Below are 15255 nucleotides of genomic sequence, written 5' to 3'. Positions count from 1 at the left end.
ACTGACCGGATGAGCACGGATCCCACGGTGCCCCGATGTCGTCCGGAGACCGTCGCTCAGTCCCTCATGAGCGCACCCTGGCGTCTCCTGCTGTCGCCGTGGCCGTGGCGCGCCCTGCTGTTCCTGCTCGCCTCAGCCGTGCTCGGCCTTCTGCTGCTGGTGCTCTTGCCGCTCACCCTCCTGCTACTGCCGCTGTGGGGCATTCTCTGCGGGATGCTGGAGCGGCGACGACTGCCGCTGCTGGGGTTCGCGCGGATCCCGTCCGGGCATGTGCGCGTCGCTCCGGACCAGAGGCACAATTGGCTGAACATCCGGCTGACCGAGCCCGCCACCTGGCGGGAGGCGGCGGTGCTGCTCGTGGATCTGGTCGCGGGGGTGGCGGCGCTGATCGTCCTGTTCTTCGAGGCGATGGCGCTCATCGTCGTCGTGGGCGTCCTCATCGTCGCCCTCGTCCGCGGTGACGTCGACATCCGGCTCTTCGGCGATGCCAGGATCCAGTTGGACGGCGCGACCTGGTGGCTCCCGCCGCTCGCCCTCCTCGTCGTCCTGATCGCGGCGGCCTATCTGAATCTCCTCCTCGCCACCGCTCAGGGCTTCGCGGTGCGCTGGCTGCTCGCCCCGCGCGGCGCCGAGATCGCGCAGCGGATCGAGCGCCTCACGCGCTCCCGCGCCGCCGTGGTGACGGCCCACGAGGAAGAGCGTCGACGCATCGAGAGGGATCTGCACGACGGCGTCCAGCAGGAGCTGGTGCTGCTCGCCGGTCGTCTCGGAATGCTGGAACTGGAGCTCGCCGCGCTCGGCCCCGAGGCCGAACCCGGTCGTGTGGCGCTGACCGCCGCGCAGGATCAGGTGGAGCGGGCATCCGCCTCTCTGAGGGAGTCGGTGCGCGGGATCCATCCCGCGGTGCTCACCGACCGAGGCCTCGGTGCCGCGCTCGAGGAGCTGGCAGGTCGCGCGCCATTGCGGGTGGTCCTGCGCCTCGATCGGCTGGGCCGCGCCGCCCCGAGCGTCGAAGCCGCGGCCTACGCGGTCGTACGCGAAGCGCTCACCAACGTGGTGAAGCACACGGACGCGACCCACGTCCTCGTGGTCGCTCACACGGATCCGGAGCTGCTCGAGATCCGAGTGCGCGACGATGGCCGGGGTGAAGCCGATCCGGCACGCGGCACAGGGCTCTCGGGCCTCGTCGCGCGCGCGGCGGCGCTCGACGGCGACCTCGTGATCGCCTCGCCGCCCGGCGGGCCCACAACACTTGTGCTGACGATGCCGCGCGGTCTCGGCGGAGGATCCGAGGACGACTCCGGCCGACCCGAGGAGGTGCCCGATGCGAATCCTCTTCGCTGAGGACTCCGCCCTGCTGCGCGAGGCGCTGACCGCGCTGCTCGTGCGACTCGATCACGACGTGTTCGCGACGGCGTCGTCCGCCGACGAGCTGCTCACCCGGTACCGCGCGGCCGATCCTGTCCCCGATCTGATCATCACCGACGTACGGATGCCGCCTGGCGGCTCCGATGACGGCCTGCGTGCCGCGCTCCGGATCCGGGCGTCCCGTCCGTCCCAGCCGATCCTGGTGCTGTCGCAGTACATCGCCGACCGCTATGCGCGCGAGCTGCTCACCCTTCCCGAAGGCGGGATCGGCTATCTGCTCAAGGACAGGGTGAACCGGATCTCCGACTTCGCACACGCACTCGACACGATCGCCTCGGGCGGCACGGTGATCGACCCCGAAGTCGCCCGCCATCTGCTCCGTCGCGACGAGCCGGGCCTCCTGGGCGCGCTCACACCGCGCGAACGCGAAGTGCTCGCGCTCATGGCGCAGGGCGCGTCGAACGGCGATATCGCCCGGGCGCTGCATCTGAGCGATGCCGCCGTCCGCAAACACGTCGGAAACATCTTCACCGGACTGGGACTCGCGCCCACGGAGGAGAACCGCCGGGTTCGGGCGATCCTGCTGTTCCTGCAGGGATGACGGCCGCGGAGCACACCGCCGCGCGCGATCTCAGAGCCGGGCGATGGTCTCGATGTCCGCCCTGAACTCGGCGATCTCGTCCGCTGACACGGTTGCACGCGTGCTCTCCAGAGCCCGCGCGTAGTCGTCCGTGTCGAGTGCCGAGGCCGTCGCGCCGTCCTGGAGCGCCCGCGCCAGCGCCTCCTGGGACGCACGCCGCGCCGCGTACTCGATGTCGGCCGGGGTCAGGCCCTCGCTCGTCGTGACCAGCCTGTCCAGATCCACGTCGCCGGCGGACTCGGCCGGGATGTACCGCGCCCAGATCGCGCGGCGGGCATCGGAATCGGGCAGGCCGATCGGGATCACGTAGTCGAAGCGCCCGTGCCGGAGGAACGCCGCGTCGAGCGCGCGCACGAAGTTCGTCGCGCAGATGAGGATCCGTCCCTCCCTGTCACGGAAGTCGGCGACGAGCTTCAGCAGTTCGTTCGTGACGCCCTGCGTGGGCGACGGCGGCGTGCCGCCGCGGCGGGAGGCGATCTCCTCGACCTCGTCGATGAAGACCACCGCGTGCTCGAGCTCGTCGATCGTCTCGAACGACGAGCGCAGCCCGCTCGCGAGGCCGGCGCCGCCATCGGCCAGCCGCGATGGGAACAGCTCGACGAAGGGCCAATCCAGCCGTGAGGCCACGGCGCGCGCGAACGTGGTCTTGCCGGTTCCCGGCGGGCCGAACAGCATGACCGCGCGCGGGGGCACCACCCCGAACCGCTCGGCGAGCTCCGGCTGGGCGAGCGGCGTCACCAGACGCTCCTCGAGCAGCGTCTTCTCATGCGTCATCCCCGCCACACGATCCCACAGGTGCGGCGGGAGGATGCGTCCGCCGACCTCCTTGAGCGCGTCGATCTCGCGCCGCTGGATCGGCATCGCGCGCTCGAGGTAGCGCACGGAGTGGTGCACGTGGAACCCGTTCTCGGTGAAGGCGCCGAGCCCTTCAGCCTCGGGGATGAGCACCGACAGCTTCGCGAGACCGAGCGGCGCCATCCTGCGCTCCAGCGCGTGCAGGAGCGACGAACTCACCTCGGATCCGGCGTCCTCGACCGTCCCGAAGAACACGATCCATCCCTGCGCGTGCGCGCCGCGGCCGACGGCGGCCCCGACGAGCAGATCACCCTGGACCGCGACCACCGCGTGGTCCTGCTGGCACGAGGCGATCACCTCGGCGAGCGAGTAGATCGGCCACTCGTTCTCGCGCGTGACCTGCCCCCACAACCGGACGATCTGGTCCAGATCATCCCCATGGAAATCGCGGATGTACGTCCTCGTCATGGCGGCTCCTCCGTCGGGCAGTGCACCCATCACAGAGTCCCGCGCACGCCGATCACAGATGACATCGCCGACGACCGACGTCGTCGACGACGACAGCGGGCTCACACCCCGGCAGGCACCGCCGACACCGTGCGATCGATGGTGAACTGGCCGAGCACCCGTGTTCCGACATACAGCACGGCGCTCTGACCGGGCGCCACGCCGTCGAGCGGCTCGTCGGGAACGACCCGGATCGCATCCTCCGCGACGAACGCGCGCGCAGGCACCGGATCCGCGTGCGCCCGGATCTGCACCTCGCAGAGGAACTCCTCCGCGACCGGCGCAGCTCCTGCCCAGGAGCGCCGCTCGCCCGAGATCTCGGCGATCGCGAGTGCTTCCTTCGGGCCGACCACGACGGTGTTCGACACCGGGCGCACCTCGAGCACGAACCGCGGCTTGCCGTCGGGGGCGGGCACGCCGAGGCGCAGTCCACGGCGCTGCCCGACCGTGAACGCGTGCGCGCCGTCGTGCGTGCCGACGACGTTGCCGCCCCGGTCCAGGATCTCTCCCTGCTCGGCGCCGACCTTCTCGGCCAGCCAGCCGCGGGTGTCGCCGTCCGGGATGAAGCAGATGTCGTGGCTGTCGGGCTTCTGCGCCACGCTCAATCCGCGCTCCGCGGCCTCGGCCCGCACGAGCGCCTTGGACGGCGTGGATCCGAGCGGGAAGTAGGTGTGCGCGAGCTGCTCGGCGTTCAGCACACCCAGCACGTAGGACTGGTCCTTGGCCGCATCGGAGGCGCGGTGGAGTTCGAGGCCGTCGGTGCCGTCGACGAGCGTGGCGTAGTGTCCGGTGCACACGGCGTCGAAACCGAGCTCCATCGCACGCTCCAGGAGAGCGGCGAACTTGATCTTCTCGTTGCAGCGCAGGCACGGATTCGGTGTGCGGCCGGCGCGGTACTCCGCGACGAAGTCGTCGATCACGTCCTCGCGGAACCGCTCGGAGAAGTCCCAGACGTAGAACGGGATCCCGAGGAGGTCGGCCGCGCGGCGTGCATCCATCGCGTCCTCGATCGTGCAGCAGCCGCGGCTGCCGGTGCGCAGGGTTCCACCCGCACGCGACAGCGCGAGGTGCACGCCGACGACGTCGTGACCCGCCTCGACGGCGCGCGCCGCCGCCACCGCGGAGTCCACTCCCCCGCTCATCGCCGCCAGCACACGCATGGATCCAGTGTACGAGCGCACGACTGAGCAGGCGCCGGGCGCCGCACGACCGCGACCGCGGCGAAACACCCCGTCCTGGGTGTCAGCGTGCCTCGTCTCGCTCCGGCTCCACCGGTGCTCGCCCGACGACCCCGGGGCTACGCCGCGCCTGAAGCCCGTTCGTACGCGCCGCCGATCGCTGTGAGCACCGCGTCGACGTCGGCGTCGGACGAGGTCCGCCCCAGCGTGAACCGGATCACGCTGCGCGCCTCGGCCTCGCTGCGTCCGAGAGCCTGGACGACGTGCGAGGGCTCCGCGATCCCGGCCTGGCAGGCGGATCCGGCCGAAGCCGAGACCCCCGCCACGTCGAGCAGGAAAAGCAGGCTCTCGCTCGGCGCGCCGGGGAACAGCAGGTGCGCGTTGCCCGGCAGCCGCCCAGCGGGATCCGGATCCCCGAGCACCTCGGAGGCGGGCACCCGCTCGCGGATCCCCGCCACGAGACGATCGCGCAGCGCACCCAGCCGCACGGACTCCGCGGCTCGCTCGGCGACGGCGAGCTCCGCGGCGAGCGCGAACGCTGCAGCACCGGCGACGTCCTGCGTGCCGGAGCGGAGTCCGCGCTGCTGCCCTCCGCCGTGCTGCAGCGGCGCGAGGCGGGCCGTGCGGGTGACGACGAGCGCCCCCGTGCCGGTGGGCGCGCCGATCTTGTGCCCAGCGACGCTGAGCGCCACGAGGCCGGCACCCGCCGGCGCGTCGCCGCGGAGCTTCGCGAACGACAGCGGCAGATGCCCGAAAGCCGCGACGGCGTCCAGATGCAGGGGAACCCCGGCCGACGCGGCGGAGCCGGCGAGCGCGGCGGCGTCGTTGACCGTGCCCACCTCGTTGTTCGCGATCAGCGCGGTGGCCAGGGCCACTCCGTCCGATGCGAGCGCAGCGGCGAAGGCGTCGACGGGGATCCGCCCCACCGCGTCCAGGCCGACCGGCCTCACGCGGGCGCCCCCTGCCGCGAGTGCGGCGACGGTGTCGAGCGTCGCGTGGTGCTCCCCGTCCGGAAGCACGATCGCGTCGCTCCCCTCCGGACGGGAGCGCCACAGTCCCTGTACGGCGAGGTTCACCGACTCGGTGCCCCCCGAGGTGAGCACGACCTCGATCGGATCACACCCCAGTGCCGACGCGAGACGCTCGCGCGACTCCTCCAGGATCCGACGTGCCCGCTGTCCGGCGCCGTGCGTGGAGGAGGCGTTGCCGGTCTGCCGGGCGACGCGCAGCCACTCGTCGGCGGCTTCGGGCCGCAGGTCGGTGGTGGCCGCATGATCCAGGTAGTGCACTCCACCACTCTCGCACCTCGGCCTGGGACGGGACTCGGTGGCACGGATCGCGGGACGCGGTAGCATCCCGACCGGCTCCTGCCGCGTATTCTGTCCCTCATGTGTCCGCATGCGATAGAGGACGAGACGCCGGCACCCGACGGCGACACCTGCTCCCTGTGCAGCCCGTCCCTGGACGACCTCGGCGTCCGACTCCACGACGGGACCGCCACGCTGCGCGTCTGGTCGCAGAACGCGTCCGCGATCGAGCTCGTGATCTTCGATGAGACCGACCTGGACTGGGAGACCGCACAGCTCGCGCTCGAGCGCGAGCCCGGAGGCGTGTGGGAGATCACGACCGAGCTGCTGCAGCCGGGAACGCGCTACGCTCTGCGCGTGGACGGGGCACACAGCCCTGGCAACACGTTCAACCCGGAGACGCTCCTGCTCGACCCGTACGGGCGGGGCCTCGCCCAGGGCGACGGTTACGAGGAATGGCGCTCGGTCGTCATCGCCGACGGATTCGACTGGGGCGACGTCGCCAAGCCGCAGACGCCCCTCGACCGCACCGTGATCTACGAGGGCCACGTCAAGGGGCTGACCAAGCGCCACCCCGGTGTGCCGCCCGCGCTCCACGGCACCTATGCCGGAGTCGCGAACCCCGCGATGATCGCGTACTACCAGGAGCTCGGCATCACCGCCGTCGAGCTGCTGCCGGTGCAGGCGTTCGCGTCGGAGCCGCGGCTGCTGGACCGCGGCCTGACGAACTACTGGGGCTACAACACCCTGAACTTCTTCACGCCGCACACGGCGTACGCGACCGAGGATGCGCGCAAGGGCGGGCCCGAGGCCGTGCTGCGCGAGTTCAAGGGCATGGTGAAGCTCCTGCACGAGGCCGGCATCGAGGTGATCCTCGACGTCGTGTACAACCACACGAACGAAGAGGGCATCGGCGGCCCGCGCACGAGCCTGCGCGGCATCGACAACGCGCTCTACTACCGGCAGCAGCAGGACGGCAGCTACATCGACACCACCGGTTGCGGCAACACCCTGGACACGGCCACCCCGGCAGCGGCGCGTCTGGTGCTGGACTCCCTGCGTTACTGGACGACCGAGATGCAGGTCGACGGATTCCGCTTCGATCTGGCCACCGCACTCGGGCGCGACGAGGCGAACGCCTACACGCCGGAGCATCCGCTGCTGCAGGCGATCAGAACGGATCCGGTGCTCGCCGACGTCAAGATCATCGCCGAACCCTGGGATGTGGGTTTCGGCGGCTGGCAGACCGGCAACTTCCCGACCGGGTGGAGCGAGTGGAACGACCGCTACCGGGATCGCGTGCGCAACTTCTGGCTCAGTGACATCGACTACGCCCGGCGGGCCTCTGCGCCGACCGGCATCGGCGGATTCGCGAACCGCCTCGCGGGATCCGCGAACACGTTCAGCGACGAGCGGGGCCCGCTCGCCAGCATCAACTTCGTCACGGCGCACGACGGCTTCACCCTGCACGATCTGGTCTCCTACGACGTCAAGCACAACGAGGCCAACGGCGAGAACAACCACGACGGCGCCGACATGAACCGTTCCTTCAACCATGGCGCCGAGGGACCCACCGACGACCCCGCCATCCTCGCCGCCCGGCGCAAGGCGATGCGCAATCTGCTGGGCACCCTGATGTTCTCGGCCGGCGTGCCGATGCTCACCGCCGGCGACGAGTTCGGGCGCACCCAGCGCGGCAACAACAACGCGTACTGCCAGGACTCGGCGCTCAGCTGGCTGAACTGGGAGCACGAGCCCTGGCAGCAGGACCTGTTCGCACACGCGTCGCTGCTCACCAGGCTGCGCGACGAGAACCCGGCCCTGCGCCCGCTCCGATACGCCCGTCTCGGCGAGCACATCCCGAACGCCTCGGTCATGGACTGGTTCGATCAGGACGGCGACACGATGGAGGTCGAGCAGTGGAACGACCCCCGCAACCGCACGCTGCAGTACGTGGCGTCGTCCACGCCCGACACCGAGGCCTTCAATCGGATCCTCCTCGTCGTGCACGGCACCGAGTCGCCGATCGATGTCCGACTGCCCGTGATCGACGGCGTGTCGCGGTACGTCGCGCTCTGGTCGAGCGCGGACGAACGCCCCTCGGCCGTCGAGACGGTGCACCGGCCGGGTGACCTGCTGGCCCTTCCCGGCACGTCGATGCGACTCTTCCGCGCGGAGTGACCCGCCCGTTACCTCTTCCGACCTCGGAGCGCGGTAGGTTCAGGGTGTGTCCGAACGATCTGCCGCACAGTCCTCGTCCGATGCTCTCCGCAGCACCGCGCAGATCCCGGTGCGCGCACTGCCCGACAACGATGCGGCGGACGCACAGACCACGCGCATCCCGCTGGCGGATCCGTCCCCCGCGGCACCCGAGGGCTTCCACCCCAAGGCGTTCGCCGGCGAGGTGATCCCGTTCCGGGTCGTGGCCTTCCGCGAGGGCCACGACATCATCGGGGTCCACCTGCGGCTGCGCACGCCGAACCATCAGGAGAGCCTGCACCGCCTCACGCCGAGGGGCGACGGGACCGACCGCTGGCAGGTCGACGTCGCCCTCGACGAGACGAACGCGTGGACGTTCCGCTTCGAGGCGTTCGCCGACGAGTTCGCCACCTGGGCTCATGCGGCGGAGCTGAAGATCGCCGCCGGCGTGGACGTCGAGGTGATGCGCGCGCTCGGCGCGCAGCTGCTGACGCGCGCCGCGAAGGACAAGTCCCGTCCGAAGCCCGAGCGCAAGCGCCTCGCCGCCGTCGCCGAGGGGCTGAGTTCCCCCGGTGGGACCGCGGAGGAGGCGCTCGCCGTCGCGACCGACCCGGAGCTGGCCGCCCTCTTCGCCGACCGTCCGCTCACGGCACTCGATTCGGCGACGCCGTGGCAGACGATCCTGGTCGAGCGAACGATCGCCGGGGCCGCCGCGTGGTACGAGTTCTTCCCGCGCTCCGAGGGCGCCGTGCGCACCGCCGACGGCACGATCGCGAGCGGCACGTTCTCCACCGCGGCCGAGCGCCTCCCCGCGGTCGCCGCGATGGGCTTCGACGTGCTGTACCTCCCCCCGATCCACCCGATCGGCCGCCTCAACCGCAAGGGGCCGAACAACACGCTCACCGCAGGACCCGCGGACCCGGGTTCGCCCTGGGCCGTCGGAGCGACGGAGGGCGGGCACGACGCCGTGCACCCCGATCTCGGCACCCTCGCGGACTTCCGCGCTTTCGTGGAGAAGGCGAACGCGCTGGGCCTCGAGGTCGCGCTCGACCTCGCGCTGCAGGCAGCCCCCGACCACCCCTGGGTGAAGGCGCACCCGGAGTGGTTCACAGAGCTCCCCGACGGCACCATCGCGTACGCGGAGAACCCTCCGAAGAAGTACCAGGACATCTACCCGCTGAACTTCGACCGGGATCCGGTGGGCCTGTACACCGAGGTGCTGCGGATCGTGGAGCACTGGATCGCGCAGGGCGTCAAGATCTTCCGCGTGGACAACCCCCACACCAAGCCGCTGCGGTTCTGGGAGTGGCTCATCCGCACCGTGAACACCAAGCATCCGGACGTGGTGTTCCTCGCCGAGGCGTTCACCCGCCCGGCGCCCATGCGGGGTCTCGCCGCCGTCGGATTCCAGCAGAGCTACAGCTACTTCACCTGGCGCAACACGAAGGCGGAGCTGGAGGAGTTCCTGCTCTCCGTCTCGCACGAGACGGCCGACTACATGCGGCCGAACTTGTTCGTGAACACCCCCGACATCCTCACCGAGTACCTCCAGTTCGGCGGGCGCGCGGCCTACAAGATCCGTGCCGCGATCGCCGCGACCGGGGCTCCCCTGTACGGCGTGTACGCCGGCTACGAGCTGTTCGAGAACGTCGCCCGTCCGGGCTCGGAGGAGAACATCGACAACGAGAAGTACGAGTACAAGCTGCGCGACTGGGCGAAGGCCGAGGCGGAGGGACGCTCGCTCGCGCCCTACCTGACGCGGCTCAACGAGATCCGTCGTGCACATCCGGCGCTGCGGCAGCTGCGCAATCTGCAGCTGCACTGGAGCGACGACGACGCGGTCCTGGTGTTCTCCAAGCACCTGGACGCGCCCTTCACCGGCACGGACTCGGGCGACACGATCATCGTCGTCGCCAACGTCGACCCGCACTCGGTGCGGCAGACGACCGTGCATCTCGACACCCTCGCCTGGGGAGTCGAGCCCGGAACGGCGTACGAGGTCGAGGACCTCGTCACCGGATCCGTCTGGACCTGGACGGATCACAATTTCGTGCGCCTGGACGCCTTCACGGAGCCGGTGCACATCCTCCATGTGAAGGGGCAGCCATGATCACCACTGCGATCGACGAGGCTGTGCTCGAGGCGGTGGCCTCGGGCTCGCACCACGACCCGCACTCCGTGCTCGGAGCGCACCCGCAGCCCGACTCGGGTGGCAGACGCGTGACGATCGTGCGAGCGTTGCGCCCGCTCGCCAAGGGCGTATCCGTACTGCTCGACGGCGGCGTCGAGGTGCCGCTCACGCACCTCGCCGAGGGCATCTGGGAGGGCGAGGTGACGGGACCCGCGGGCGCTTACCGGATCAAGGCGACGTACGGCGACGCTCCGGACTGGATCTCCGCCGACCCGTACCGGCACGCCCCCACCATCGGCGAGCTCGACCTGCACCTCATCCGCGAAGGCCGCCACGAACGCCTGTGGGAGGCGCTCGGCGCGCACCCGCGCTTCGTCGACGGGGACCAGGGCACCGCATTCGCCGTGTGGGCGCCGCACGCGAAGGCGGTCCGGGTCGTCGGCGACCACAACGAGTGGGACGGGCGCCTGGACGCGATGCGCTCGATGGGTTCGAGCGGCGTGTGGGAGCTGTTCCTCCCCGGTGTGGACGTCGGCGCGCACTACAAGTACGAGATCCTCACCGCGCACGGCACCTGGATCCTGAAGGCGGATCCGATGGCGCAGCTCGCCGAGGTCCCGCCCGCCACGGCCTCGATCGTCACCCGCTCGGAGTACTCCTGGGGCGACGGAGCGTGGATGACCCGCCGTGCGGCCACGCACGCCGTCGCACAGCCGATGAGCGTCTACGAGCTGCACCTCGGATCCTGGCGCCCGGGCCTCGGCTACCGCGATATCGCCGACGAGCTCATCGAGCACGTCACCGCCACCGGCTTCACGCACGTGGAGTTCATGCCCGTGGCGGAGCACCCATTCACCGGCTCCTGGGGCTATCAGGTGACCGGCTATTACGCGGCCACGCATCGCTACGGCGAGCCCGACGACCTGAAGCACCTCATCGACCGGCTGCATCAGGCCGGCATCGGCGTGATCATCGACTGGGTCCCCGGGCATTTCCCGAAGGACGCCTTCGCCCTCGCCCGCTTCGACGGCGAGGCCGTCTACGAGCACCCGGACCCGCGCCGCGGCGAGCATCGCGACTGGGGAACGCTCATCTTCGACTACGGCCGCAACGAGGTGCGCAACTTCCTCGTGGCGAACGCGCTGTTCTGGCTGGACGAGTTCCACGCCGACGGGCTGCGCGTCGACGCCGTCGCCTCCATGCTGTACCTGGACTACTCGCGCAACGACGGCGAGTGGGAGCCCAACGTGCACGGCGGACGGGAGAACCTGGAGGCGATCCGGTTCCTGCAGGAGGTCAACGCGACCGCGTACCGCAAGCACCCCGGCATCGTGATGGTCGCCGAGGAGTCGACGAGCTTCCCGGGCGTGACCGCCCCCACCGATCACAACGGGCTCGGCTTCGGGTTCAAGTGGAACATGGGCTGGATGAACGACTCGCTCGTCTACATCGAGCGCGACCCGCTGTACCGCTCGCACCATCAGGGCGAGATGACGTTCTCGTTCGTCTACGCGTTCGGCGAGAACTACATCCTGCCCATCAGCCACGACGAGGTCGTGCACGGCAAGGGCAGTCTGCTGTCGAAGATGCCCGGCGACCATGCCGCCAAGCTCGCGAACGTGCGTGCGTATCTCGGCTACATGTGGGGGCACCCGGGTAAGAACCTGCTGTTCATGGGCCAGGAGTTCGGGCAGCTCTCGGAGTGGTCCGTGGACCGCGGCCTGGACTGGTGGCTGCTCGACCAGCCCTCGCACCGGCAGCTGCAGGAGTTCGTGGGCGCGCTGAACAGCACGTACCGGCAGAACGCCCCGCTGTGGGAGCGCGATCACGACAGCAGCTCGTTCACGCGGATCGGCGCACCGGACTGGGATCCGAACATCGTCGCGTTCGTTCGCCGCGATGCGCACGGCGGGCATCTGGCGGTGATCAGCAACTTCGCGGGCTCCACGAGGCACGGCGTCCGGCTCGATCTGCCGCTCGCGGACGGGTGGACCGAGGTGCTGAACACCGACGCCGCCGAGTTCGGCGGGCACGGCGAGGGCAATCTCGGACTCGTGTACGCGACCGATGTCGAGAACGGCTCTCCCCAGGCGACCCTGACCATCCCGGCCCTGTCGACGATCTGGCTGCGGCATCAGAAGGATCCGCACGTGCCGATCGTCAGCAAGGGCTGAGACGATTCCGCCGGTGCCGACACTATGGAGTGAGAGACACCGAACGGAGCCGGCATGGCACACGACGCACACGACAGGACGCTCGTCGCGCGCGCAGCGGCGGGAAGCGAGACCGCCTTCCGCACGCTGTACCGCGCGTACGTCCGCCCGGTCTACTGGATCGCGTACGGCATCCTGCACGACGCCGGCGATGCCGAGGATGTGACGCAGGAGGCGTTCGTCGTCGCCTGGCGCAAGCTGCCGGGCCTCGAGCTGGCAGGCGATTCGCTGCTGCCGTGGCTGGCCACGATCTGCCGCTTCCAGGCGGCCAACCGGCTGCGCCGGCGTCAGCGCGATGCCGAGCACACCACCGAGGGCGTGGACGAGCTGATCCCGGCCCTGATCGACGTCGAGCAGCAGGTGATCGCCACCGAGCTCGCCGACAGGATCGCGGCGGAGCTCGAGGGCATGAGCGTGCTCGACCGGGAGATCTTCCGGCTGTGCGCGACCGAGGGCTGGGACTACCGCGCCGCGGCCTCCGAGCTCGGCGTCGGGCACGGTGTCGTCCGCAACCGTCTCTCCCGCGTGCGCACCCGCCTGCGCGGCGCTGTGACCGAAACGGAGCCCGCATCATGACCACCACCCCGACCGAGCTGCCTCCACTGTCCGACGAAAGCGTGGACCGCATCGAGGAGGCCGTCTTCGCGCAGATCGCCGAGGAGCGGGACGCGGAGAGGGCGCGCTCCACCGCCGCACGCCACCGCACACGCCGCCGCAAGTGGCTGACCGCGGGCGGCGTCGCGGCGGCGTTCGTGGTCGGCGTGCTGGTGACCCCGGCGATCTTGAACGCCACCGGGTCCCTCTCCTCCGGTTCTTCCGGCTCCTCCGCCTCCGCCCCGTACCACGCGACCTCGGGGTCGGTGCCACTGGCCGGAGGAGCAGCCAAGGACCTCGCCCAGACTTCGGAGGGCGCGACATCCGGTGCCGCGGGCGGCTCCGCTCCCTCCGCGAACACGCCGCGCGACATCATCCGGACCGGATCCGCCACCGTCCAGGTCGACGACGTGCGCAAGGCCGCCGATGCGCTGGCTGCTCTGGCGAAGAAGTACGGCGGCTTCGTGGAGAGCCAGCAGATCGGATCCGCGCAGGTACCGATGACGACCGACGGCGGGATCGTCCCCCCGGCCACCGGTGACGGCTGGGTGACGCTGCGCGTACCTGCCGCGGACCTGGATGCCGTGATGGACGCGCTGCGAGCGCAGGGCACGGTGCTGGCGACCTCGGTCGGCACGAACGACGTGACCACGGCGACCACCGATCTGCGCGCCCAGATCGACTCACTGACGGCCTCCGTCACGCGCCTGACTCAGCTGATGTCGCAGGCGACCTCGGTGGCGGATCTGCTCACCGCCGAGACCGCGCTGACCGACCGCCAGTCTCAGCTGCAATCGGCGCAGCAGCAGCTGAAGGATCTCGAATCCCAGGTCGCGATGTCGTCCGTGCAGGTGACGCTCGTGCGCGAAGCACCCGCGGCGGCCGACCCCGCCGGCTTCGGCGACGGTCTCGCCGCAGGCTGGAAGGGTCTCATCATCTCGCTGAACGCCCTCGTGATCGCGCTCGGGTTCCTCCTCCCCTGGCTCGCCGTCGCGATCGTGGTGACGCTCATCGTCTGGGCGATCGTGCGGACGCGCCGTGCTCGTCGCACACGCGTCGCCACGGAGAGCCCGCAGACCTCCGGAGCCGGAGCCGAGACTCAGAAGCCGTAGGCCATACCCATCGCGGCGCGGACCTCATCGAGGGTCTCCGCGGCGATCCCACGGGCGCGCGCGTTGCCCGCGCGGATCGCCGCGGCCGCGTCCTCGGGCGTGATCCGCGCGCGGCCCTCCCTGTGCCCGCGCAGGAAGTCGTTCACCGCCTCGATCGTCACACGCTTGAGCTCTGCCGATCCACCGGTTCCGACACGCGCGGCCACGTCCGCCGGGCCGATGCCCAAGCACGTCGCCGCGGTCGTGAGCAATCCCGACACGCCCGGCCGGCGCACGGGGTCGTAGGTGATCAGCCGATCGGCGTCGGTGCGAGCGCGCCGGATCGCGGTCGCCGTCTCATCCGCGCTCATGCCGAGCGCGATCCCGTTCCCGTGGCTCTTCGACATCTTGCGGCCGTCCAGGCCCGGGAGCTCCGGCGCGTCCGTCACCAGCCCTGCCGGCACCGGGAAGATCCGGGCGTACCGTTCGTTGAAGCGCCGCGCGATCGTGCGCGTCATCTCCACGTGCGGGAGATTGTCCTTGCCGACCGGCACGAGTGTTCCCTTGCAGAACAGGATGTCGGCGGCCTGATGCACCGGGTAGGTCAGCAGCAGCCCGCCCAGCGCGCGTCCCGAATCCTGCGCCTCCGCCTTCACCGTGGGGTTGCGCCGCAGCTCTGCGTCGGTGACGAGGCTGAGGAACGGCAGCATCAGCTGGTTCAGCTCCGGGATCGAGGAATGCGTGAAGAACACCGTGCGCTCCGGATCGAGGCCTGCAGCGAGGTTGTCGCGCACCGCCTCGAGAATGTTCTCGCGGACCGCGCCGGGGCTCTCCCGATCGGTGATGACCTGATAGTCGGCGAGCACGACGAAGGTCTCCACGCCGGCGGCCTGCAGTCGCGCCCGCTCCAGGATCGTTCCGAAGAGGTGCCCGAGATGCAGGCGCCCGGTGGGCCGCTCGCCGGTGAGGATCCGATGCCGTGCCGGATGCTCGGCGATCTCGGATCGCAGTCGTCCCATGCGGTCGGTCGTCGCGGTGAAAGTATCCATGTCTGCTCCAGAAAATCGGGGAGCCGCAGGGAGGCCGTGCGTGTGAGACGGAGAACGCGGGCCGCCATGCAGCCCGCGTGAGTGGTCGTTCGTGCGCGTGAGCTGCTAGAGCAGCCACCACCAGGAGTTCGTCACGCGCATGTCCCGATGGTACGCCCTCGGCGACCGCGGCTCGCCGCCTCG

Annotated in this window: 11 protein-coding genes; 7 read left to right on the top strand and 4 right to left on the bottom strand. The window is 70.4% G+C overall.

Annotated features, from left to right (window positions below; translation table 11 throughout):
- Positions 1–9 precede the first annotated feature (9 nt).
- Together LXM50_RS03605 and LXM50_RS03600 are read left to right on the top strand one after the other, a co-directional pair.
- A complete protein-coding gene (locus tag LXM50_RS03605; protein WP_233309902.1) occupies positions 10–1344 on the top strand; it encodes a histidine kinase in 1335 nt (444 codons plus the stop codon).
- A complete protein-coding gene (locus tag LXM50_RS03600; RefSeq protein WP_233309900.1) occupies positions 1325–1969 on the top strand; it encodes a response regulator transcription factor in 645 nt (214 codons plus the stop codon). The genes LXM50_RS03605 and LXM50_RS03600 overlap by 20 nt, the downstream gene beginning before the upstream one ends.
- 30 nt (positions 1970–1999) lie before the next feature.
- Here the strand turns inward: LXM50_RS03600 and LXM50_RS03595 are convergent, their stop codons facing one another.
- The 3 genes from LXM50_RS03595 to LXM50_RS03585 form a co-directional block, all read right to left on the bottom strand.
- The gene (locus LXM50_RS03595) at positions 2000–3271 is read right to left on the bottom strand and encodes an ATP-binding protein (protein WP_233309898.1); all 1272 of its coding nucleotides are present in this window, start codon (positions 3269–3271) and stop codon (positions 2000–2002) included.
- A 101-nt stretch (positions 3272–3372) separates the two neighbouring features.
- Positions 3373–4470: a tRNA 2-thiouridine(34) synthase MnmA gene (gene mnmA, locus LXM50_RS03590; RefSeq protein ID WP_233309897.1), complete on the bottom strand. Its 1098-nt coding sequence runs from the start codon at positions 4468–4470 to the stop codon at positions 3373–3375.
- A gap of 137 nt (positions 4471–4607) precedes the next feature.
- Positions 4608–5777, bottom strand: coding sequence for a cysteine desulfurase family protein (locus LXM50_RS03585; RefSeq protein ID WP_233309894.1), 1170 nt, complete (start codon positions 5775–5777; stop codon positions 4608–4610).
- A 99-nt stretch (positions 5778–5876) separates the two neighbouring features.
- On the opposite strand from LXM50_RS03585, the gene glgX reads away from it, so the two are divergent.
- From glgX to LXM50_RS03560, 5 genes are all read left to right on the top strand, one after another.
- Positions 5877–7976 (top strand): glycogen debranching protein GlgX, encoded by a 2100-nt coding sequence (gene glgX / locus LXM50_RS03580; protein ID WP_233309892.1) that lies wholly within the window; start codon positions 5877–5879, stop codon positions 7974–7976.
- A gap of 163 nt (positions 7977–8139) precedes the next feature.
- On the top strand, positions 8140–10104 hold the full coding sequence (locus LXM50_RS03575) for an alpha-1,4-glucan--maltose-1-phosphate maltosyltransferase (protein WP_233310083.1): 1965 nt from the start codon (positions 8140–8142) through the stop codon (positions 10102–10104).
- The gene (glgB, locus tag LXM50_RS03570; RefSeq protein WP_233309891.1) at positions 10101–12299 is read left to right on the top strand and encodes a 1,4-alpha-glucan branching protein GlgB; all 2199 of its coding nucleotides are present in this window, start codon (positions 10101–10103) and stop codon (positions 12297–12299) included. The genes LXM50_RS03575 and glgB overlap by 4 nt, the downstream gene beginning before the upstream one ends.
- A gap of 54 nt (positions 12300–12353) precedes the next feature.
- Positions 12354–12914 (top strand): RNA polymerase sigma factor, encoded by a 561-nt coding sequence (locus LXM50_RS03565; protein ID WP_233309889.1) that lies wholly within the window; start codon positions 12354–12356, stop codon positions 12912–12914.
- Positions 12911–14044 carry a DUF4349 domain-containing protein gene (locus LXM50_RS03560; protein WP_233309887.1) on the top strand — a complete coding sequence of 378 codons (1134 nt, stop codon included), beginning with the start codon at positions 12911–12913 and terminating at the stop codon, positions 14042–14044. The genes LXM50_RS03565 and LXM50_RS03560 overlap by 4 nt, the downstream gene beginning before the upstream one ends.
- Here LXM50_RS03560 and trpS read toward each other — a convergent pair.
- The gene (trpS, locus tag LXM50_RS03555; RefSeq protein WP_233309885.1) at positions 14032–15072 is read right to left on the bottom strand and encodes a tryptophan--tRNA ligase; all 1041 of its coding nucleotides are present in this window, start codon (positions 15070–15072) and stop codon (positions 14032–14034) included. The two genes, LXM50_RS03560 and trpS, sit on opposite strands and share 13 nt — an antisense overlap.
- Positions 15073–15255 lie beyond the last annotated feature (183 nt).

The sequence above is a fragment of the Microbacterium sp. Au-Mic1 genome, from assembly GCF_021341785.1.
GTDB lineage: Bacteria > Actinomycetota > Actinomycetes > Actinomycetales > Microbacteriaceae > Microbacterium.
Note: the sequence above shows the minus strand (reverse complement) of the source record. Positions and strands in the feature narration are given on the sequence as shown.

Bases quoted from the DNA above. Each gene is read 5' to 3' on its own strand.
- LXM50_RS03605 (WP_233309902.1), top strand. From the start codon at position 10: ATGAGCACGGATCCCACGGTGCCCCGATGTCGTCCGGAGACCGTCGCT.
- LXM50_RS03600 (WP_233309900.1), top strand. From the start codon at position 1,325: ATGCGAATCCTCTTCGCTGAGGACTCCGCCCTGCTGCGCGAGGCGCTG.
- LXM50_RS03595 (WP_233309898.1), bottom strand. From the start codon at position 3,271: ATGACGAGGACGTACATCCGCGATTTCCATGGGGATGATCTGGACCAG.
- mnmA (WP_233309897.1), bottom strand. From the start codon at position 4,470: ATGCGTGTGCTGGCGGCGATGAGCGGGGGAGTGGACTCCGCGGTGGCG.
- glgX (WP_233309892.1), top strand. From the start codon at position 5,877: ATGTGTCCGCATGCGATAGAGGACGAGACGCCGGCACCCGACGGCGAC.
- glgB (WP_233309891.1), top strand. From the start codon at position 10,101: ATGATCACCACTGCGATCGACGAGGCTGTGCTCGAGGCGGTGGCCTCG.
- LXM50_RS03565 (WP_233309889.1), top strand. From the start codon at position 12,354: ATGGCACACGACGCACACGACAGGACGCTCGTCGCGCGCGCAGCGGCG.
- LXM50_RS03560 (WP_233309887.1), top strand. From the start codon at position 12,911: ATGACCACCACCCCGACCGAGCTGCCTCCACTGTCCGACGAAAGCGTG.
- trpS (WP_233309885.1), bottom strand. From the start codon at position 15,072: ATGGATACTTTCACCGCGACGACCGACCGCATGGGACGACTGCGATCC.